Here is a 21,485-nt window from a genome sequence, read left to right as displayed (position 1 = left end):
TTTATTTGTAATCCTTTCTTTTATAAACTGCATAAACTGTGCCAAATAAAATAGCGATTGTTGCAATTCATAGTACAAAATAGATGTTTTTGTTAACAATTTGTTTATCACGGGCAATACTGAATAATTCGGGGCTAGCTTGGAAAAGATGATTTGAACTCGATTTTGTTAAATCGTATCTCACTAATACTTTTTCAGCATTATTCTTTTTAACTATGTACAATTTTTTTTCGAAGGAAGAATAACCACCAATTTCATATTTGAATCCATTGATTTCAAGTTTGAATTGAGTGTTACCAAAACTTGCTATTTTAGTATTTTTTATCATCGCCTTGAATAGATTGGTATCTTGATTGTTGAAGTAGATATAGTTCATTAAAGCAATACTAAAATAAATTTTTCTTTCGATTTCAGACTGAAGTTTTTGTTCTCTAATAGCATATTCATTAAAAATTGTGACGTTAGTGTTTGTATATCTGTTTATTTGGCTTTCAGGATTATTTACATACTTTGAAATAGCATCAATTAAGTCATCATGAATTCTATTTAAATCAGTTTCTTTACTGTGTTTTTGATTGAAATTATCAACAAAATTTGCCGCAATTTTATTAAAGTTCTCATCTTTTAATGCTTCGTAAATGTATTCTCATTTCAATTTACCAACTAAATTATTTTGCGAAGAAAATTGAGCTTCATCCTCGGGGAACTCAACATCAATTTCTGATGCACCCTGGCGAGCATAAATTACACCAGTATTTACTGTGTTAGGAATAACTGAGTTATTTTTTAACAAACCGGGAATTATATAAGAGGGAACTAATTGATCTCCTTGTAAATTTGGGTATTTAGTCTGACTTACAGAGGTATTTAATTTGTATTTGTAGGTAATATCATCTAAGTCGTTGTAGTAAACATAGCGATCTAGGTTTGAAAAATTGTTTTTGCTAATTGTTTCAAAAACATTTTTATTTTTTGGATTGAATACGTCAAGCAATTGATAAGGTAATGACAACCATGAATAGATTTGCCACTCAGTTGATGATTTGTTGGCGATTTTCATAACATTTTCCAGGTAATCTTTTTGTTCTTTGGAAAATGTTTTATTATCCTGTCCGTTTGGTATTAATAATAATTCATCTTTGCGATTATTAATATAGTATGGTTCGGCATTAACTTCATTTCCTGATAGGTGATAAGGGTACTTTTTGTTTAAAAAGTATGCCACATTATTGACATTTGATGTTGTATTTGCTGACAGCAAGACTCCTCCAAGAGTCATCGGGATAAAGAAAGCTAGTGGCAATGTTATTGCAATTTTTTGATTAACTTTATAAGCAATTAAAGCTGTAATTAAACCAATTATTAAATATGTACACAGACCAACAAAGAGATATAGTAGTGCATAAATAAATAGAGTGCTAACTGCATAAACTCCGTAAAGTCCAGTCAATGCAGAAATAGATAAAACTAATGCTCAAATCAAGCCAAAATATATTAAAGTAACCAACTTACCTAATATTAATTGGCTTCTTGATATTGGTTTAGAAAGACTTATTAATTCTAGCCCTTCATGCTCAAAGTCTTTAAATATATTTAAGGCTTTTATTGAAGCAAAAATTACTGTAATCAATAATATTGTAAATGCATAGAGATAACCCGCAAGACTTAAATATTTGCTACTAACGGCAAATTGAAAAATAAACCCAACAATAATTGAGCAAACAAAAATTATAATTGGCATAATTATTGTGCTTTTTTTCTTGATAATTGTATTAAAAGCAAAGCGTGAATAATTAAAAGCTGTTGTTTTCATATAAATTCCTTTAAATTATTATGAATCTTCAGCTATCTTAATATGTTAATCTACATTGTTTATAGCGCTTTAAAAACACTATACCAATATATTTAAATTTTACACAAAATTTATAAATTCGAAAATTGGTTATTTTTTAATTTTTAGTAAAAAAACACTCAAGCGAGTGTTTTGATATTATTTTTCTGTTTTTTCTACAGAAGACGATTTTTCGCCAGCTTGTTCGTTTGTGACAGTTGGTCTGCTTAATACACGAATACGCTCTTTTGCATAAGGCATTAAAGCCATAAAACGTGCTCTTTTAATTGCCATCGCAACTTTTCTTTGATCTTTAGCATCTAATCCAGTTAGAGAACGAGCTTTAATTTGCCCAGTTCCTGTAACGAATTTACTCAATAGGTCAATATCTTTGTAATCAATGTAGTTTAAATTTAGTTCAGCAATTAGACTTCTACGACGTTTGTTGAAAAAAGGTTTTTTACGTAATTTAGCCATTATTTATTCTCCTAGTTTAAATCATCGTCGTTAATGCCATTAATAAAAATATCAGCATCTCCGAAATCGTGATTTGGATTTTCTACATGTTGCATTGGCTCAAAATCTGTGCCAATTGTATCAAGAGGTTTTTGTGATCCGTTGAATTTTGGAGCACCTTGATTGTATGAATTATTTGGTTTAGAATTAGTCTGAGAAAAAGAACCGTTTCTATATGAGTTTTGAACCATATTATTTTGCATCGATTCTCTGTGCTCACGTTGACTTCTACTCTCTAATGTGTTTATTGCGTCAATTGTGACCTCATAAGAACGAACAATTTCATTGGTGCCCGGTCTTGTAAAGGAACTTGTTGTAAAACTACCTTCAACCGATACTAAAGCACCTTTGCTTAGGTACTTAGCCATGTAATCAGCAGTCGCTCTTCAAGCGACAACAGGAATAAAATCCGCAATTGGTTCGCTTGAATTTGAACGACGATTGACTGCGATACTTGTTCGTGCATAATTAACGCCAGTTGATGTTGTATAAGTTCTAATGTCGTTAGCTATACGACCCACTAATAATACTTTATTCATATAACCTCTTTATCTACTTTACTTATAATAATTAAATTAAGTAGTATTATTCAGCTTTTTCAGCTGGTTTAGATTTTTTTTCAACTTTTTCGCCCTCAACAAATCTTCTTCTTGGTTTTTCACCATCAAAATCTTTGTCTTTGTCTCTAAATTTGGCACTTAAAGATTGTTTTCTTTCTTTGCCGTAACCTTTTTCTGAATCTAAATTTATTGCTAGTTGTCTTCAAATGTCTTTTGAAATATTTGAACGACGTACAAATTCTGAAATTAATGAAGGTTCAGAATTTAATCGGAATAAAAGATATCTACCTTGTGTTGAGTGTTTGATTGGATATGCTAGAGTTTTAACTTCTAGATCTTCTGCTTTAATGATGTTTGATTTCCCGAAAACGCTCTCGACTAAATCAAAACCAACTTTTGATTCAGCTTTAGGGTCTAGGATCATCATAATTTCATATTTATGCATTTTTCCTCCTTATGGACTTCAGGGCCGAGATGGCCAAGGAGTAATAAATTACTCTTTTAAATTATAGCGAAAATAGTGTTTTTTAAAAATATAAATTTTAAAGTTAAAAAAATGATGTTTAGCTTTGTAAAAATAATTATAAAATTTACTAAATACATTGAAAAATGAGTGCAATTGGTAAATTGTATTAATTATAAAATAAGGGTAATTCAGCTTCATGAAAAATAAAGATGAAAAAATTAAAGTAATTTAAGGTCAATTAAAATATTGAAAAAAATGTTAATTTTGAGCTCTTATTTTATTATTGTGGTAAAGTTATTTTTATGAGCAAATTAGTAATCGTGGAGTCGCCTAATAAAGTGGCGACTATTCAAAAGTATTTAGGAAAAGAGTATGAAGTGGTGGCATCTGTTGGTCATATCACAAAACTTTCCACTAAAAATTCAGGCGCTTCAATTAAAATGGGTATAAACGTTGAAGAATGAGAACCTGTATATGTTTTAGACCCTGTCAAAAGAACAACGGTTAAAAAACTAAAAGATAAAGCTGCAAAAGCTGAGGAAGTTTTAATTGCAACCGACCCTGACCGCGAGGGCGAGGCTATTGGCGATCATTTAGTTAAATTTTTAAAATGCGAGCAAAATTACTCACGTGTTAAGTATAATGAAATAACCAAAGAAGCAATCCTTAATGCGGTTGCTAAGTCAGGAAAGTTAGATCAAGCACTAATTGATGCCCAAAAAGCTCGTAGAATGCTGGATAGAATAATTGGTTTTAAATTAAGTAATTTGATCAAGCAAAAGCTTTCAAATTCACCAACTAATCCATCTGCTGGACGTGTTCAATCAATTGCTTTAAAATTAATTGTTGACCGCGAAGCGGAAATCGAAGCTTTTATTCCTCGCGATTATCATAAAGCTATAGCGCTAATTAGTCAAAATGTCAAAGCAACATATTTTAATGAGAAAAATATCGCTGAGGAAAGAGAGTGAATTTATCCCCACGAGAAAGATTTTATTGAAAATGCACTGAATTTAACACCAAAATCGTTGGTTGTAAGTGATATTAAAGAAACTAAAAAAAGATTAGGGGCAATTACACCGCTTAAACAATCGGCATTGTACAAAAAATCACCATTTTCATCAGCAAGCACGCAAGCAGCTGCCCAAAGACTTTATGAAGGGTATGGAGACGGCGGTCTTATTAGTTATCCACGTACAGATTCAACGCGTTTAAGCCAGTATTTTATTGATAATGCACGTAAATTTATCATTGATCAATTTGGGGCGGAATATGTTTCCAAAGAGTTAAAAGGCTTTTCTGGCGATCAAGATGCTCACGAAGCTATTAGACCAACTGATATAAGCTTAAACCCTGAAATTGCGCGCGAAAAATTTAATTTAAATAATTACGATTATAAAATTTACAAACTTATTTATGAACATACATTGCAAGCGTTGATTACACCACCATTAAGAGCAAGCAAAGCTTATACTTTTGTTAAAGGTGATTTGAAATTTAAATATTCTGCTTCAAAAATTCTTTTCCCTGGTTACTATGTGGTAAAAGATGATAAAGAAGACGCTTTTGATCCTGGTTATGAATTAGGGCAAATTGTTAATGTTGAAGAATTTGTGATTAGCGACCATCAAACGCAACCTCCCGCTCGTTATAGTGAAGGTTCATTAATTGAAGCCTTAGACAACATTAAGGTTGGCCGTCCTTCAACATTTGCTTCAACGGTTAAAATAGTTCTGGAAAGATTGTATGCCGAGAATCAAAATGGCTCTCTTCATCCAACAGATTTTGGCAAAATTGTTATGCACAAACTTATTGATTCATTTCCTGACATAATTGAAGAAGGTTACACGGCACTCGTTGAAGAAGAATTGGATATGATTGCCCAAAGTAAAGTTTCATTAAAACCAGTGATGCAAAGCTTTTGAGATAAATTTAATCAAGTTTACACACGTGCTGAAGCAACAATGGAACACACACAAATAGCTCACGATTATTTAAACGAAATTTGTGAAAAAGATGGCGGCGATTTAGTTATTAGAACCAATAAGGCAAACGGTAATAAATTTGTTGGTTGCAAAAACTTCCCAAAATGCCGTTACACAAGAAACCTAGATGCAAAAACTAATTAATTTTAATCCGCGACACACGAATTTGTTGCGGATTTTAGTTTCGATGATAACAATTAAACACAAATAAAATCAAATTAATTTATAATATAAAAGATTAACATATAAACATGTAGAAATGAGCTTAATGAAGTTTTTAAATGTTTTAATGTATGTATTTAAGAGTGCTGGTCTTAATTTTTTAATAATATTAGCCACAATATTTTCATTTAACCTAGCGATGGGTTCATTTTTGCTATCTGATTACACAATTTATGACTCATTTAACTACTTAGGAAATTTATTAAAATTTAATTACGGTGACCTTAATTTATCGCCAAAAATGAGTATAAACTCAGTATTTAATCAGTATTTTGGTTTCAGTTTGCTTTTAGTTACAATCAGCTTTATATTCATTTTTGTTTTAGGCTTCGCTTTAGCTTATTGGATGTGTAAGTGGACCAAAAATAAGTTTTTAACAATCTTAAATTCATTTTTAATAGCTTTAAGTTCAATACCGATTTTTATTTTTGGTTCCTTTGTTTTAATTTTTAACAAACAAATTGCATTGCCAATTACTTATATTGATAAATATTATGGTTCTATTGCTGCGACGGCGTTTTCGTTATTAACTCCAATTTTAGCTTTAGTTTTATTTGTGCTGCCTTTAAATATTGCGATTAATTACCCAATAATTTATAAAATAATTTTTTCTGATTATTATTTGTGGGCGAAAGCTAATGGTATGAGCAATTTTAAGATTTTTTGAGCAGTTTTAGTTCGGAATTGGATAAGTCATTATTTACAAAACATTATATTTATATATATTTACTTAATGACATATGCAATGGTTCTTGAAAGATTTTTCTATATGCCAGGTCAATCATTCATTTTTCAATATTTAAAGAGTGCTGAATATTTTTTACTTTTAAATTACGCTATATTGTTAAATGTTGTGGTTATTTTTGTTATTAAAGAAATATGTTTGTTAGCAATCTATGTTCTAGATGAAAAGCGAAAATATTTTCAGTTTTGAAGCGGGGTATTTAAATGAAGAAAATAAATCAGTTTTCACTCGCGCAAAAGAAACTATCTTATTTATCGCCAACGGAGCCAATTTCTTCGGCTAAACGTTTTTGATTGAGGTTTTTTAGCTCAAAGCTTAATATATGCGGAGTTATTATTGCAATATTGTTGATCTTATTTTTAATCTTTTCATCACTTTTTAATAATCAAGATGCATTTGTTCCAATCAATAAAGCAACTGCACTAAATTCAAATTTACCATCAACAATCTCTCCATTTAAAAAAATTATTTTGCCTGAGGGTGCTGATTTAGACGTTTATCGCGAGCTTCGAATTTTAAATCCGAATAATATCAGTATAAATGAAATCATTAATAATAACGATGGACTAAGAACTTACGAAGTTATAGCAAATAATTATGCAATCTTTAACGATAATAATACTCACCTTTTAGGTACCAATGCCGATGGCATAGATATATTTGCGCGTATTTTATACGCCTTTAAAAATGCGATTGTAATATCAATCATTAGTGCTTTAATCGCATTGATTTTAGGAGTTTATTTAGGATGCATATTTGCAGTTTATTTCAATAGAAAATTAAGCGTAATTGTTGAAAAAATACTGTCAACTTACACATTTATCCCTTATTTAATAATTGCATCGGTTTTATTCTTGGTGATCAAAAACACTCTAATTAATTCAATAGTTTTATATAGTTTTATTTCAACGTTTATTATTATTTTAAGTTCATATCAGAGAGCTTATGAAATTATGCAACGTGAAAGTACAAAAGCAGAAATTTCGTGTGGTTATACTAAATTTTACTTGTTGCACAAAAGCTTGTTCAAACCAGTTTTCTTTCATGCTTGTATTCAAGCTATTGAGCAAATAAATTTAATTTTAGTCTCAATAGCGGCAATTTCAATTTTTGATATTGATTTAGAGACATTAAACATTGGTACTCTTATTAAAGAAGCAGTTAATATTTTTGGTTCTAATTCTGCATATTTATGATTTATTACGGCGTTGATTTCTCTTTATGTATTTAGTTTAAAAATAATTGTGTTAGGGCTTAATAGCGCTTACAACAATATAAGAGGTGATTATGTCTAAATTTTTAAAATATTTATCTGGCTTAACACTGTTTTCTTTTTTGCCACTTCCTCTAAGCTGCGTTGCCGCTTTAAAAATACCTAAAAGCACTTACATTATCGAAAAAAACAGTCCAAATACTAATTTAACACAATTTCATCCAATATCAGGCATATTCGCACAACGAAGCACGCTTAACGATTCGCTAACCGGCAACTACTTATTACGCTATGCATATGTTGGCGAATCTAAATACGACTATTTAAATAAATACTTTCAAAAAGACGGAATTAGTGCTAAATTTTTAAAATTCGGCATTATTGATGGCATCAAAATTATAGATAGCAATGGCACAGAACACATTTTTGATACAGACAGTTCAAATGAATTTCAAAATCCTCATGATTTTGTTAAACCTGACATTAATAGGGGTTATAAAAAATATATTTATCAAATATATAGCAAAAATAAAAAATCAATTAATTCCCGTCATTTTTTCAATGTCCTAAAAGATGCCAAATCTATTGAGTTTAGCATTCCGCAGAATAAGCCATGATTTGATAACGAGGGAAAACAAACTGGATTATTAATTTCTGGCTTTGATGTTTTAAACTCGCTTATAAATGCCAATTTATCCAAACAGCAGTTAAGAGAACTTGAATTAGTTGGGTTTAATAATGTCTTAAATAAGAATAATTTTGAGCAAAATCGTGTATTTTTTGCTTTAAATTCAACAAAAAATTTTCAACTATTGCTAGAACAAATTGTGTCAAATAAGATTTTTAGCGCTTATAGTCAACATGGTTATTTCGGCGGAGCCTACGCAATGAGGGTTAATGATTTTAAACATACTGAATATATATCGCTTACAAACGCAGATATTAAGCGAGTTTTAGTGAAATATAATCCAGTTGGTAAAGTCGACCGAAATACTCACAGATTACACATTCTTAATGAATATGAACAAGGATTAATAACATCGGAATATTTGTCCTTGTTCAATAGTTCCCAACAACAAAATCTTTTGGATAAATTTAAATCACAAAATTCAGCAGTAAAATTAAATATTATTCAAACCCCTAATATAAAAACTCAAACATTAATGTTCAAGGATAGAATAGAATTGAATAAAACACGCAATCTTTATGAACAATTGATGTATGGATTCGATGAAACTAAAATTGATTGGTTGAATTTTTATAGTGGATTTGGTTTTAAATTTAGAAATTTAATTACACAAGTTTTGAATAAATACTCGCTAAACTTCAGCGCAAAAAAAACTCATTATTATGATAATTTCATAAATCCTGAGGCTAAAATTTCAAATGCGAATAATACAAACTATCAAAGAGTAATTGATGCTATTGATCACGTCAATAAAAATGTTATTTACACTGATAAAATGACGAAATATTACTCAGAATCTACTAAAGAGCATTATTACTTGACTACAAGTTTTTTAGATTCGTTAAAACAAATTAAATCACCATATTATAGTGAGATAAAACTTTCTCTGAATAGACTTTTAGACAAGTTTTATACTGAAAATTTAATCAAAAATACTGAAAAAATTGTGTTTGTGCTGCCTCTTGAATTAGAATTTTTGAATTCCAGTTTAGCTGATGTAATTTCTTTAGCAATGAATGAATTAGATTCTCGTCTAATTGTAAAATTAGTCGATGTTTCAAGTGAGTTGGCTAAAAAATACTACAATAAACATGAATTTGTTTCTAAAAATACAATGGAGTATTTAAATAATTTGTTTCTTACTAAGGACAATAACCTTATCAGAGCGCTAGAATTTCTTGATAGCAAAAACACCCCTAATTTAACAAAAATTAAACAACATTTTGAAAATTTTTTCGGGAATTTAAATACAGATAAAATTTTAACTGGAGTCAATTATCCAGCAAAAATAAATGAGTTTATTTTTCAGATTCATCAAAAGCTAACTTATTGAGAAATAATTAATTTAATAAATGAGATTAAGATCTTATATTCAGTTCCGTATAATTTGAGTGCCAGTGTAGATTTAGAGAGCTTTAAATACGAATTAGTTCAACCTTGAATAATTAAACCTACACGTGATGATAATTTAGTGTATTATGAAGATATTAAAATAAAAGAGGAATAATGTTGAAAAAAATAGCATTTTTAGCACCGATTTCAATTATGACAGTGATTACAACATTAAGCTGTAATCATAGTGTTAAACTTGCAAAAAATGAGAAAATCGTCTATAAAACTACTCAAAACAACTCAATTTATGAAATTTTTACATTTGATCAACTGAAAATAATAAATGATTTTCAACCTATTTTTTCTAAAGTAAACAACCAATTATTAAAATCGTCTGATATTACTTTTAAAAACAATGATATATATATTAAAAATAAATACAGGTTAAGTCGAATAACACCAAACATTCGTTTCCCAAAAAAAATAAAGCTTGAACTTAAAAAAAAGAATGATTTTGTTTATATTGAAGAATCTAATAAAAGCAATTTAGATACAGATCAGTATCAGTTTTTATTCAAAAACTATGATTACATTTTCAAAACAGAAAATATTGATTGACCTGGTATTAATAATATATTTAGTCGCATTGCTAAATCCGCGCTAAATGATGATTTAAATATATTGATTCCAAATTTTATCCCGCCTTCGTGAATAAGGGCGAAGGCCTGAATTAAAAATAATGAGCAAATTGAATATTGAGAAAAATTAATTTTACTAGAATTAAAAAGATTTGACTTTGGTCAGTTAAATTCAATTGAAAAAGTAAAAATTACTCCTGTGTCCTACATTGAAAAAGTAGAAGGTAAAGTTTTGAAAAATGCACCTGTAATCAAAATAGATTTTTTAGATAAGGACAATAAGAGTTTGCTACCTAATGAAATTAGACAACAAGAATGGATTATAGGAAATATTGATAACTTATTTTTATTACCTAATAATGTACAAAATCGTCAAAAATTTCAGTCTTTATTTAAGGATTACAACTCAAAAAGTGATTTCAATCACACGCTTGATATTGATGATGACCAAATTTTATTTAATGAGTACATAAATCCTTATTTTGGTGATATCACAATTTTAAAATATCGCAACAAATACACGCTAAATGATAATCAATATGAACTCTATGTGAACCCTCAATATAATTTTAATCACGCAACAGCTCGCTCATTCGCTTGATTTTTGAAAAATCAGTACAGCAATTTTGAAATATCAGTACCTCAGTGGCGCAAAAATATAGATGCTAAATACACACTTAAAAATGTTAAAATCAATAATAAATATTTAAATGGCACGCAATCATTAATTGAATTAGATGTTGAAGTTACTCGAATAAATGGCACTAAAAAGATGTATAAATGATATTCAATTGACATTAACGCCCATTATCATACTTTTGCCCAATACAAAACAAGTGCTGACTTTGACTGAAACTCTAATTTAGTTTATGGTTGAAATGAAAAAATAGAGAAAGATATTAAGATAAAACCAAAAGAGGTTGTTGATCCAAATGTATTTTATGAAAAAATACTGCCAAAATTAATGAGCATTCAAATCTATCGTTTAAAAAATTATTTAGCACTATTTAATAATCGCCCCATGGATAAATATGAAGCTCATTTAGCTTTAAAAAATAGCGATTTTTGAGAACAATTTAAAACTAAACTAGGTATTGATATTTTTAAGTATCTGGTTGGCACAAGTATTCAAGAAAAAGATTGAGTTGATGATTTTGCAATTCAAATTATTGGACTTGATAACCAAGCAGGGAGTATTTTGGTTAGAGTTGACTTACTTGATAAAGATAAAAAATCACTACTAAATACACAAAATAGAACGAAAATACTGAGAATTGGTGGATTTAATGGCTATGATTTTAAATTAATTAATGAGCAAATAGCAAAGTATAATATTGAGGAAATTAATTTAGAATATTTAATAAAAAATAGAGCTTTAAAATTAAAAAACCCTAACAATATAGTTGATTTTGTAACTTGAAAGGATAAATATGAAAATTAAAAGTGGACTTTTGTTGCCTATCGCATTTATACCAGCGGCCTTTTCAACAGCTTGTTTTTTGGATGGTGGCTTCAATGAAAGAAAACAACCCTGAGACTTTACAAAATTTAAAAATATAAAGGACGCAAAAAATGTTGCGATTGATTCAGTGAAAATTTCGTTTAAAAATAATCCAAGTCAGCAATACAAATTAGAAGTAATTAAACCTGAAGCAGATGAAGTAGCTCATGACAAAGCAAAAGCAATTGAATTTATAAATAGATATTTTGTAATATCAATGATAGTTACACGTCCTCACAACGGCTGAGACGCTGGTAATAATTACAGTCATATTCACAATGAAAGAGTTACAGATGCAACTAAAAAACACGAAAAAGTTCTTGATTTTGAGTTTAATTTACACAAAAAACCAAAATTTATCAATATTAAAGACAATGTAATATCATTCGATCTTGAGTTAGCTAATAAGATTTTTGACCATGAAAACAAAGAAGAACCATTATATTATTTACACAAAACATTCACAATAAATTTAGAGGGCTAGATGGACAATAAACTTCATAATATTTATCAATGATTGAGTAGCTTACCAAACATGAATGAGTTGTTATCGAAATTGATTTTTGGCTTAATTGTAAGTGTTTTACTGCTATTTATACCTATTTTTATTGCTTTGATTGTGCCGTTGGTTCTTAAAAAACCGCGAAAAGAGCTTTCAATTTACATATATGCTTTTATCACAGGAATGTTTATTATTTTGGGTTCGTTTGGTTATTTACGTGAAGCTATTGAAATCACTAGTTCGGGAAAAGGTTTAGTTGGCCAGAATATACCGATTGAAAATATATATATTTATAATATTTTAGTAATTGTTGGTGGCGCCATTATCGGGATAGGGGCTGCTAGCTTAGTCAAATTTGGAGTGTATAAAATTATTAAAAGTAAATACAGTAAAAATTCAATCTTTATACACACTCATGAGGCCGGGCATCATCACAAAGGCGAGTTAGCCCATGAACATAAACATGAAGATCACATTTTTAATTCCAACGACATTGTAGCGGTAAATGAAAATTCAAAAGCAAAAACTAAAAGCAAAATTTCAGCTCTTTTATTACTTTTATCACACCGAATTCCTGAAGGATTATTAATTGGGATTAGCTTGCATAGTTTAATAAACGATGCACAAATTTCCGCTATCTCCGTTGCATTTTTTGTTTCGTTTGTTTTGCATACAATTCCTGAGGAAATAGTGTTTTATTATCGCCAAAGAGAAATGGGAATTAAACCTCTAAATGCAACATTAATTTCAATTGGCGCCTTAGCATTAATTATTCCATTTATTTTTATAGGCTTATATGGTGGCGCTGCATTGTTGCAAAACCATAAGTTAAAAGCAATTATTATGGCAATAGTTGGAAGCATAATGTTATTTACCTCAATTGTTGAATTTTTGCCCGAATTTTATCATCACAATATGAAGAAAAAACGCTGACTATTAACTCTTGCAATGTTTTTTATTGGGGTTATCTTTACATTATTTATTCTTTCATTCCATACTCACGGAATTTAATCCATTAGGTTAAAAAGTTGTTATTAAGAAAAAAATGCACTAAAACAAAATTAGTGCATTTTTGGTATTACCCCGTGTTTATGGGCTTCGGGTAAATTTAAATTAAGTTGCAAGCAATCTATGTTTATTGCATTTTTCTTTATTTATCGCTCGGCACAATATCAAATATTTTTTTGATAGGTATTCATTTATCATTATTCATATCTTGGACATAATCTGTATTATTGATGAATAATTCATTATTTTTATCTCTGACAAAACCAAATTTATAGCCATTCTTTTGAGAAAATTTTTTTAAGGCTATAAATTTATTTTCGGCCTGAGGATCAATATTTTTACTTTCTCCCTGAAATTCGCCACCCTTTGTTTCTATTATCCAAATCGAACCATCATTCAGTTGTACAACATAGTCAGGGTAAAATAGTCGTTGTTTAAGAACCGTATCATAAACTATTGATAAATATTGTTGGCCACTATTTCCATTTTTATATAAGTATTTAACATTTTTATTATTATCACAAAACTTTTCAAAAAGTCTTTCTGACGTAGAACGAAAATCATCAGTTATCATAGAGGAGTTATATTCTTTATACACATTAGTTTCTATGTTTTGGATATTATTTTCATATGGTACATATCGGTAATATTCTTCGAGTGGTATTGAAAATTCTTCTATTTTTTCCGGAAGTTTTTTTATTTTATCATTCAAATTATCTTTTATAGTTTGTTCTAAAAACGAAGAGAAATCTTCTTTTAGTCTTTGAATATTATTTATAATAAATCCGTAAAACTCTTTTAAATTTAAGTTTAGTAACTTATATTTATCATTGCCAAATTTTTCCCGAAATAATGTTTTTAATATTTGATTAGTTTTATCGTAACTAAGCCCAATAAGTTTTTTTATTATGCCAACACAGTGTTGAAGGTCAATTCCGTGAGCGTGAGTACTTATTTTAACCTCCATGGTTCCATGTTGCGTATTTTCATCGCTTACATCGCTTAAAGTAGAATATTTACCAGTTAAGTAACTTCTTTTTAAAGTTGTGCCAAATATAAACCTGTTATTTTCTAGTCGAATTTTATTTTCTTTTGGTACAGTACCTAGCGAATATTTATCTTTAAAAAACTGAAAAATTTGATATCTAATTTCTTGCTCATCAACATACTCAGCGTCAAAATTTCTAAATTCTTTTTTTAGTTTGATAGATTTTGCTTCTTCTTTAAGAAAAACTCTCTGAGTTTCAAATGCGCCACCAGCTTTTATTACATCCAATTTATATTTTTCATCAAATGTATAAAGGTAAGAGCAATCTAAAATATCTTTTCCATAATGTTTTGCATTTGGCATTCTTCTAAGTCTGCCTAGCGTTTGAATTTCAAAGGTATCGTTCATATTTTCGCGAAGTTTTACAAGTATTTTAGCTCGTGGGCAGTCTCAACCCGTTGCGAGCGCTTGCTTAAATAGTAAAAATACAGGAGTTGCGTTTTTATTTGTTATACTATCTTCAACGCTTGTGCCAATATTTATTTTGCCGAGTTTTTTAGATTTTCTATCTTTATCATCTTTATTTTCAGCACTAAACCAAGAAGCGAGAAGCTTATTTTCATAGGTATATCCCATACTATTAAGTTTATTTTCAACAAATTCAATAAGTTCATCATTTAAGTTTGGAAATTGAATTAACACAAGCGGCCTTATATCTTCTCTCACATCAACATAAGCCTGTGCAATTTCCTTTCTAACTTGGTCAGCTTTTTCTAAAAGTAATTCAGCTTCATTTTTAGGATTATCAACTTTTACAGAATCTAAATCTTTGTTAATATACATGAAACGAGTAATTAATCCTTGATTGATTACATCAATTTCCGATATTTCATGAAACTCGCCAACAGCACGCTTAACAGGTGTGGCGGACACTCTAATTTCATATTTTGCATTAATACTTGCAATAATATCATCTGCTTTTGATGTGTTGTTTTGGTGTTCCTCGTCTATGATTACAATAAAGTTTTTACCCGCTCTATGAGCCTCGGCGATCCTTTCAAAAAGGTTTTTTCTTTCGCTATCTTGTATGGCGACATTATCTTTTTTAGTGATAGTTTCTCAGTTAATGAAGTAGGTTGTCCCACTTATGAATCCACTAGATATAACATCGTTTAAAGATCCGCTTTTTAAGTCAGGAGCAAAACGTTTCATTTTTTGCATTGATTGTTCTTCAAGTTCGCCTTTACCAGGACAAAATCAACAAATAATATCATCCCGATTATAATCTAAATATTTTTCAATATAGGCTACCAAAATAATTGTTTTGCCGCTTCCTGTTGGGCTTTGCAATATGATTTTAGGTTTTGCTTTGCTATCTGTTGTTTTATTGAATAAAAAATCTACTGCATTTTCTTGAAAATTTTTAAGTTTTAAATCTATCATAATTCCCCCACCTCTCTTAATTCATTTCGGAAATAATATTCTGGGATGTCGATTACACTTATATTTTTTTCTTTGATTATACTTTGCTGTGTTCTTGATAGAAATATTCCAGAGGGAATAAATATTTTTCCATCTTCCTGAATATCTCTAAGAACAGTGTCTAATTTTTCCTCGTTGTATAAGATAATATACTTTTTGTTGTCTATTTCAATATGATGTTCTAGTTCGATTAGTTCTTTGATGTGATCTAGCATTTTTTCAGAAATGGTTTTTTCATCTTCTTCAGATTCATATTTAGAAATAAAGTCAGTCTTAAAATATTTGAGATTGTGGGGTAGATCGGTTTGAATATTTTTAAGACGTTGGTAGGTAACTTTCTGACAAATGTTGTTTTCATTGTTGGTGCAAAGGATGTATTTTCTATTTCCGCCGTCTTCTTTATTTAGTTGCATTACTGCGTGGCCGGTGGTACCAGAACCTGCAAAAAAATCAAGAATAATAGAATTTTTTTGTGATACTAAAAATAAATCTTTTATTAAAGCAATAGGTTTTGCATTATCAAATGGTGCTTCTCCAAAAATTTTTTGTAATTCTTTTTTACCTTCTGAAAATTCTATTATTACTGATTTTTTAACTTCTGTTTCCACAGTTGTAAGCAATCTTTTAAATTGTGGAACTGTTGTTTCATCTTTACCAAAATATATTAGACCATTTTTTATATGTTCTTTCATTGTTTCTTCGGTATATCTCCATCCACACTTGGGTAGTTTACAAACTTTTCCAGTTATAGGATGTAACACATTATATATTGCACCTTTACCAGTAGATTTTGGAGCAGAAGAATCTGAAATTCTAAAAACATTCCAATTAATATCAATATTATTGTACATTGAAATACCTTTAAATTCAGGGTTATCTTTAAAAAGTTGTCTTAGTTTTTTTTGAGTTTCTTCTATTGTTAAATTTTCTTTTTTTGAATTAGAGATTAGTTCTAATACTTCATCATAACCTTCTTTTCTTTTTCTAAAAAGTTGCAAATTTTTTATTAATTCTATATTTTTAGCATAGGTAATAATATATTCATGATTTGTAGATGTAGTTTTAGATAAATTTTTAGTAGAATTTTTTATCCATATAAAATTTTCTACAAAATTTAATTCACCAAACACATCGTCACAGAGCAATTTAAGTTGAGCAAATTCATGTTCATCAATACTTATAAATATAACGCCCTCATCACTTAAAAGTTCCCTTGCAATTACAAGTCTTTTTTGCATAAAACTTAGCCATTTACTGTGTGAATAGCCATCTGTTTTGTCTATAAATGAGTCGTCATAAATAAAGTCTTTATTACCGGTGTTGTAAGGGGGATCGATATAAATTACATCAATTCTACTTTTGTGTGTTTTTGTAAGAAGTTTCAATGAATGGAGATTATCTCCCTCAAGCAAAAAATTGAATCTCTCTCTCTCTCTCTCTCTCCTTCTACTTTATCTATAACAATTTTCTTTTTACCATCTTCAACAAAAATAGGGATGTTATGTTCTAACATTTCATCAACTTTTTCAGAATGTTCCTCTCATACAAGACCATATTTCTTCTCGCTTAGTGCGTTTTCTATTTCAACTATAGCGCGCATATTTTCATCATCGCTATTAATTTGTTTTAATTTATTAAGATATTCAAGCATTTTTTCACGCTTAATTTTTGATAAATTCGCCATATTTTACCTCACTTTACTTAAAAGGCTATTATCAAGTCGGTATCTTCTATTTTCGTAATACCAAAACTCTTTTTACCTGCATCTTTTATAGAAGCTCCTATATGATAAACTTCTACTTTATCTATGATTATAAATCTATCGTGAAAATCTGAAGTGGTTTTAAGCAATAAATTTGGATTTTGCGCATTAAATTTCGCAATATCTTTTGTTGATAAATTCTCTTTGCTTGCCGTCATAATGTCAATGTCTGCATCTTTATTCTTCTTGGAAAGAATGTTTAAAGTGTTGGCATCACCATAGTTATTAATTAGTATTATTTCTTTCTTAGCTTTTTGGATAAGACCTACAATAAAGCTGAATGCATCACAGATTTGACCATTAAAAAAGATATTTTGTTTTACTTCAGTATTTGATGCAATATAGTGAAATACTTCATCTAATTTTTTATCTGTTTCTAATTGCTTTAATTCTAATCGATCTAGTCTTGCAAACAATTCTTGATTAGATAGTAAAAATTTTCGCATTTCTACAAAACTATTCATAATTTTAATGCTTACATCCACAGCTATATCATTTTTAAGAACAGCAGAAAGCATGGCAATTCCTTGTTCTGTAAAGACATAGGGCATATATCTTCTACCACATAATTATTATTTGAACTTGAGGTTCCATTTTGGCACCTCAAAAATTCATATTCTTCTTTCGTTAATTGAAAACAAAAATCCTCTGGAAATCTTGATGCATTTCTATTTCTTTGCTTATTTAAATACTTTGTTTCAACTCGCGATATAACTCTGCAAGGCCACTGTCCAGCATTACCCATTTCCCTCTAATGGTATAAATAATATTCTGTATTTCTATATTATCGACAATGATGAGATTTTTATCTTTTGTCATATATACCTCCTTCTTTTCCTTAGAACATCACGCAACCTGTACCTATAATCTTACCTTATCTCGGGGTCTATTTTTGTGGTAATGTCCATAATGTTGTAATTTAACTAAAATTAAGAGTCAAGTGCTTAGTTTTGTGCATCTCGCTTACCGGAAACAAACTACATGGATTTCAGCTGTCTACAAATTGTAGCTAATGCACCCCCCTTTTTTTTAGTCTTGTTTTCAATATGCACCAATACTTTTTTGGATTATTACTTTAAAAAAATACCTAAAATATCAATAATACTAGACAGCATTCTTGTTTTTCATTACTCAAATATTTTGATTTTGTTATCCATTTATAGCTAGCCACCTCGCTCAATTTGTTTTAAAACAATATTTTAGAATTCAACAACACTTATTTTTATTTTAATATTCTTTAGTTTGTTCTTATTAAAAGTATTTAATATTTTCATATTACTAAATGTTTTTAAGAATTTGTTTGATTTAATTAATATATTTTTAGTATTTAGTTAGGATACTAAAATGATTTTATATTTATTAGTATGTAACTATCAGTATTTAAATTAAGACTATCTGGATATTTGGTAGAATGATGAATAACTTTTAAAAAGTTGCATATAAAAAAGTAAAAAGTTAAATTAAGGTTGTAAATAAGTTTTATTTTTATGTTTTTAGTAAAACTTAGAAACTAGGAAATTCATATTTTTACGCCATATTTTTAAAATAAAAAATAAGTTAAGGACATAGTTAGCCTGAACTTATTTTGAATAACTACATATTTAATAATTAATCTAGAGTTAAAGTGTATAGTTCGGTAGAAACTTGAATTTTGCCATCAGCATCTTTTTTAAACAATCTAAATTTAATTTCAAATTTACCATCTTTTTTCTTAACTTTTAAGAAGCCACTTTCTTTATTTTGATTATTTCTATCATTATAGACGGGATTTGAATCCTTAGTTAAGGTAATTCCTTGTGGAAGGCCTTTAACTATTCCGATAATTGGGCCATCTGCAGGTGTTTTGTTATTTTTTACTTGAACTAATTGAATAACTCCGTCTTTTGTCGTTGAAAATACAGTCGCCTTTTTGGTTACAAGTGCAGTCATTGTGTTTTTGGATTCGAATGATAGAGATTCGGCTGAAATACCAAATTTAGTTGCCACAGCAACAACTTGATTTTTCGCTTTATATTCGTAACCTTCTGCACTATTCTTTTCAGTGTTTTCAACTAATGCAAATACTGGCTTAAATTGCTCAGTCTCTTTTAGAGTTGAACTTGTAGTAGTTTGATCTTTTGGTTTTTGTTCATTTGTGTTGTTGCAAGCAACAATAGTGAATGGTAAGATACCTGCAAAAGAATATAGACCGCTTAATTTAATTAATTTTTTCATTTTATCCTTTTCTCACTAATAAATATTAAGTTTAGGATTAATATTTTTATACAAAATGACTGGTTTATCCAGTCAATTTACTGATTTGTTAGTTTAGCACCATTTCATAAATTTGTGTTGAAATAGATACAGCACCCTTAGCTTCTTTTTTAAACAATCTAAACTTAACAACATATTTACCGGCATCATTTTTGGTAACGTTTAAATAGCCGCTATTATTTAGGTAGTGTTTATCGGGTTTTTTCTTATCTTTTTTAATATAAATCGGTTCCTTATCATTAGTTAATAAGTAAGAATCAAGTCCAGAAATAGTTGCAATTTTCGGTGCCTCTCATGGTTTTTGTTCGGGGGTTTTTTTTGTACCATACAATGCAACAACATTACTGTATGAATTAAAGAATACTTGTAGCCCATTGTCTTTTTTACTTGTTAAAATATCGTCATTGATTTTTGTATTTGTAAATTCTAATTTAACTTCACTTTCATCAAAAAGAAGATCTTTATAAGTTGCTCTATTGTCGTTATTCTTATTTGGTACAGTTTGATTAGCTAATTCAGTGCTTGTTCCAACTAATTTAACACGTGATTGAGATTCAGTTTTCCCACAAGATGCAGCAATCAATGGAACTGCAACAGTAGTACTTAATACGCCTCCTAGCGAAATTCAAAATTTATTTTTCATTTTGTTCTCCTTAATCAATAAAGAATTTTCTATAATAAATTATAAACTTAATTTTTTATAATAAAACAATCTAATTAATAATCAAAAGGCTCTTGATAATAAATAGGGATTAAATAATTACCCTCTCTTATTAGTTCAAATTCCAATCCTTCAGAATGTAAATATTCTTCAACCACAGTTTTCATCGCCCCTGTTCCTTTGCCTGTAATAATTAAGGCGCAATCATAGCTGTTATTTTCAGCGTTTGCTAAACCTAAAATTATTTTTGATATTGCCTGTTCAACATTGCACCCGTGGAGATCTATTATATATTCATCGTACATTATTTTGTCTCCTGCTGACAACTAGGGCAAAAGTAACTTCCACGCCCACCTACTCATATTTTTTGGATTGAATCTGAGCATTTTAGGCATTTTTGTCCGTTTTTACCATGAACTTTTAATAAGTTTTGATAGCTCCCTTTTTGCCCGTTTAATGATGAATAAGATTGAATACTACTCCCGCCCATTTGGGTGGCAATATCCATAATTTTACCGGCAGTTTGGATTAAATTGTTAAGCTGATTTTTTGTTAAAAAATTAGCAGGTGTGTTAGGGTGTAACGAACACTCAAAAAGCGATTCATTAGCGTAGATATTACCTATACCTAAAACTAATGATTGATCAAGTAATATGTTTTTGATTGGCGAAGATTTTTTCGCTATCTTTTTGTACAATCAGTCAATATCAGTTTCAAATGGTACTTTACCAAGTTTATTCAAAGGTGAGGTTGAATATAGTTTATCTGCGCTTTTAAGATGGAATGTAGCAAAAGCGCGTGCATCATTAAAATATAAAAAACCATTTGATAATTCAAATACAACGTGGTCATGCAGGGTTGGTTCATGTCATTTTTGGTAAAAACTATATTTCCCACTCATTCTTAAATGATTTAAAATGAAGATATCGCCCTCAAGTGCAATAATTATATGCTTACCAACATTGAAAATATTTTTAATTTGGCGATTTTCAATTGATAGTTTAAAATCCTCAGCATTAATATCTTTTATTAGTTTTTCTTTGTAAATTAATACTTTTAGAATTTTTGAACCTACAATTTTGGGTTGTAATGAACGAACAACCGTTGTAACTTCTGGCATTTCTGGCATAAT

Annotated in this window: 21 protein-coding genes; 7 read left to right on the top strand and 14 right to left on the bottom strand. The window is 29.2% G+C overall.

The annotated features are described in order from the left end of the window. Nucleotide 1 precedes the first annotated feature (1 nt). From MCFN_RS01990 to rpsF, 4 genes are all read right to left on the bottom strand, one after another. Nucleotides 2–1,813, bottom strand: coding sequence for an ABC transporter permease (locus MCFN_RS01990; protein WP_038561793.1), 1,812 nt, complete (start codon nt 1,811–1,813; stop codon nt 2–4). A 177-nt stretch (nt 1,814–1,990) separates the two neighbouring features. Continuing rightward, the gene (gene rpsR / locus MCFN_RS01985) at nt 1,991–2,308 is read right to left on the bottom strand and encodes a 30S ribosomal protein S18 (RefSeq protein ID WP_038561790.1); all 318 of its coding nucleotides are present in this window, start codon (nt 2,306–2,308) and stop codon (nt 1,991–1,993) included. 11 nt (nt 2,309–2,319) lie between these two features. Beyond that, nucleotides 2,320–2,886, bottom strand: coding sequence for a single-stranded DNA-binding protein (locus tag MCFN_RS01980; protein WP_051604567.1), 567 nt, complete (start codon nt 2,884–2,886; stop codon nt 2,320–2,322). A 46-nt stretch (nt 2,887–2,932) separates the two neighbouring features. Continuing rightward, nucleotides 2,933–3,352 carry a 30S ribosomal protein S6 gene (rpsF, locus tag MCFN_RS01975; RefSeq protein ID WP_051604566.1) on the bottom strand — a complete coding sequence of 140 codons (420 nt, stop codon included), beginning with the start codon at nt 3,350–3,352 and terminating at the stop codon, nt 2,933–2,935. A 323-nt stretch (nt 3,353–3,675) separates the two neighbouring features. On the opposite strand from rpsF, the gene topA reads away from it, so the two are divergent. From topA to MCFN_RS01940, 7 genes are all read left to right on the top strand, one after another. Beyond that, nucleotides 3,676–5,502 (top strand): type I DNA topoisomerase, encoded by a 1,827-nt coding sequence (topA, locus tag MCFN_RS01970; RefSeq protein WP_038561788.1) that lies wholly within the window; start codon nt 3,676–3,678, stop codon nt 5,500–5,502. A gap of 115 nt (nt 5,503–5,617) precedes the next feature. After that, entirely contained in the window at nt 5,618–6,541 is a 924-nt protein-coding gene (locus MCFN_RS01965) for an ABC transporter permease subunit (RefSeq protein ID WP_158419987.1), read from the top strand. Further along, nucleotides 6,529–7,620, top strand: a complete 1,092-nt coding sequence (locus MCFN_RS01960; RefSeq protein ID WP_038561782.1) for an ABC transporter permease subunit — start codon at nt 6,529–6,531, stop codon at nt 7,618–7,620. Before MCFN_RS01965 ends, MCFN_RS01960 begins: the two co-directional genes overlap by 13 nt. Beyond that, on the top strand, nt 7,613–9,733 hold the full coding sequence (locus MCFN_RS01955) for an OppA family ABC transporter substrate-binding lipoprotein (protein WP_038561779.1): 2,121 nt from the start codon (nt 7,613–7,615) through the stop codon (nt 9,731–9,733). The genes MCFN_RS01960 and MCFN_RS01955 overlap by 8 nt, the downstream gene beginning before the upstream one ends. After that, the gene (locus MCFN_RS01950; RefSeq protein WP_038561776.1) at nt 9,733–11,637 is read left to right on the top strand and encodes an MAG3240 family lipoprotein; all 1,905 of its coding nucleotides are present in this window, start codon (nt 9,733–9,735) and stop codon (nt 11,635–11,637) included. Before MCFN_RS01955 ends, MCFN_RS01950 begins: the two co-directional genes overlap by 1 nt. Further along, entirely contained in the window at nt 11,627–12,181 is a 555-nt protein-coding gene (locus tag MCFN_RS01945; RefSeq protein ID WP_038561773.1) for a hypothetical protein, read from the top strand. Before MCFN_RS01950 ends, MCFN_RS01945 begins: the two co-directional genes overlap by 11 nt. Beyond that, nucleotides 12,182–13,210, top strand: coding sequence for a ZIP family transporter (locus MCFN_RS01940; RefSeq protein ID WP_051604565.1), 1,029 nt, complete (start codon nt 12,182–12,184; stop codon nt 13,208–13,210). It begins immediately after the preceding gene. Between the two features lie 139 nt (nt 13,211–13,349). On the opposite strand, the gene MCFN_RS01935 is transcribed toward MCFN_RS01940, so the two are convergent. From MCFN_RS01935 to mutM, 10 genes are all read right to left on the bottom strand, one after another. After that, nucleotides 13,350–15,638: a DEAD/DEAH box helicase gene (locus tag MCFN_RS01935; protein ID WP_038561770.1), complete on the bottom strand. Its 2,289-nt coding sequence runs from the start codon at nt 15,636–15,638 to the stop codon at nt 13,350–13,352. After that, entirely contained in the window at nt 15,632–17,062 is a 1,431-nt protein-coding gene (locus MCFN_RS03570) for a site-specific DNA-methyltransferase (RefSeq protein ID WP_187468863.1), read from the bottom strand. Before MCFN_RS03570 ends, MCFN_RS01935 begins: the two co-directional genes overlap by 7 nt. Next, on the bottom strand, nt 17,020–17,361 hold the full coding sequence (locus MCFN_RS03590) for a hypothetical protein (protein WP_081817282.1): 342 nt from the start codon (nt 17,359–17,361) through the stop codon (nt 17,020–17,022). The genes MCFN_RS03570 and MCFN_RS03590 overlap by 43 nt, the downstream gene beginning before the upstream one ends. Nucleotides 17,362–17,378: 17 nt before the next feature. After that, a complete protein-coding gene (locus tag MCFN_RS01925; RefSeq protein ID WP_198763705.1) occupies nt 17,379–17,990 on the bottom strand; it encodes an ORF6N domain-containing protein in 612 nt (203 codons plus the stop codon). Beyond that, a complete protein-coding gene (locus tag MCFN_RS03710; protein WP_198763704.1) occupies nt 17,927–18,184 on the bottom strand; it encodes an ORF6N domain-containing protein in 258 nt (85 codons plus the stop codon). The genes MCFN_RS01925 and MCFN_RS03710 overlap by 64 nt, the downstream gene beginning before the upstream one ends. Beyond that, the gene (locus tag MCFN_RS03595; protein ID WP_220094637.1) at nt 18,124–18,258 is read right to left on the bottom strand and encodes an ORF6N domain-containing protein; all 135 of its coding nucleotides are present in this window, start codon (nt 18,256–18,258) and stop codon (nt 18,124–18,126) included. Before MCFN_RS03595 ends, MCFN_RS03710 begins: the two co-directional genes overlap by 61 nt. A gap of 789 nt (nt 18,259–19,047) precedes the next feature. Next, nucleotides 19,048–19,653, bottom strand: a complete 606-nt coding sequence (locus MCFN_RS01920) for a variable surface lipoprotein (protein WP_038561767.1) — start codon at nt 19,651–19,653, stop codon at nt 19,048–19,050. A gap of 88 nt (nt 19,654–19,741) precedes the next feature. Beyond that, nucleotides 19,742–20,335, bottom strand: coding sequence for a variable surface lipoprotein (locus MCFN_RS01915; RefSeq protein WP_038561764.1), 594 nt, complete (start codon nt 20,333–20,335; stop codon nt 19,742–19,744). Between the two features lie 74 nt (nt 20,336–20,409). Then, a complete protein-coding gene (locus MCFN_RS01910; protein WP_051604564.1) occupies nt 20,410–20,658 on the bottom strand; it encodes a Smr/MutS family protein in 249 nt (82 codons plus the stop codon). Next, nucleotides 20,658–21,482 carry a DNA-formamidopyrimidine glycosylase gene (gene mutM / locus MCFN_RS01905; RefSeq protein ID WP_038561761.1) on the bottom strand — a complete coding sequence of 275 codons (825 nt, stop codon included), beginning with the start codon at nt 21,480–21,482 and terminating at the stop codon, nt 20,658–20,660. Before mutM ends, MCFN_RS01910 begins: the two co-directional genes overlap by 1 nt. Nucleotides 21,483–21,485: the final 3 nt, after the last annotated feature.

Source organism: Mycoplasmopsis californica (assembly GCF_000695835.1).
GTDB classification, from domain to species: domain Bacteria; phylum Bacillota_I; class Bacilli_A; order Mycoplasmatales; family Metamycoplasmataceae; genus Mycoplasmopsis; species Mycoplasmopsis californica.
The sequence above is the reverse complement of the archived record's forward strand: the minus strand, read 5'-3'. Positions and strand labels throughout refer to the sequence as shown.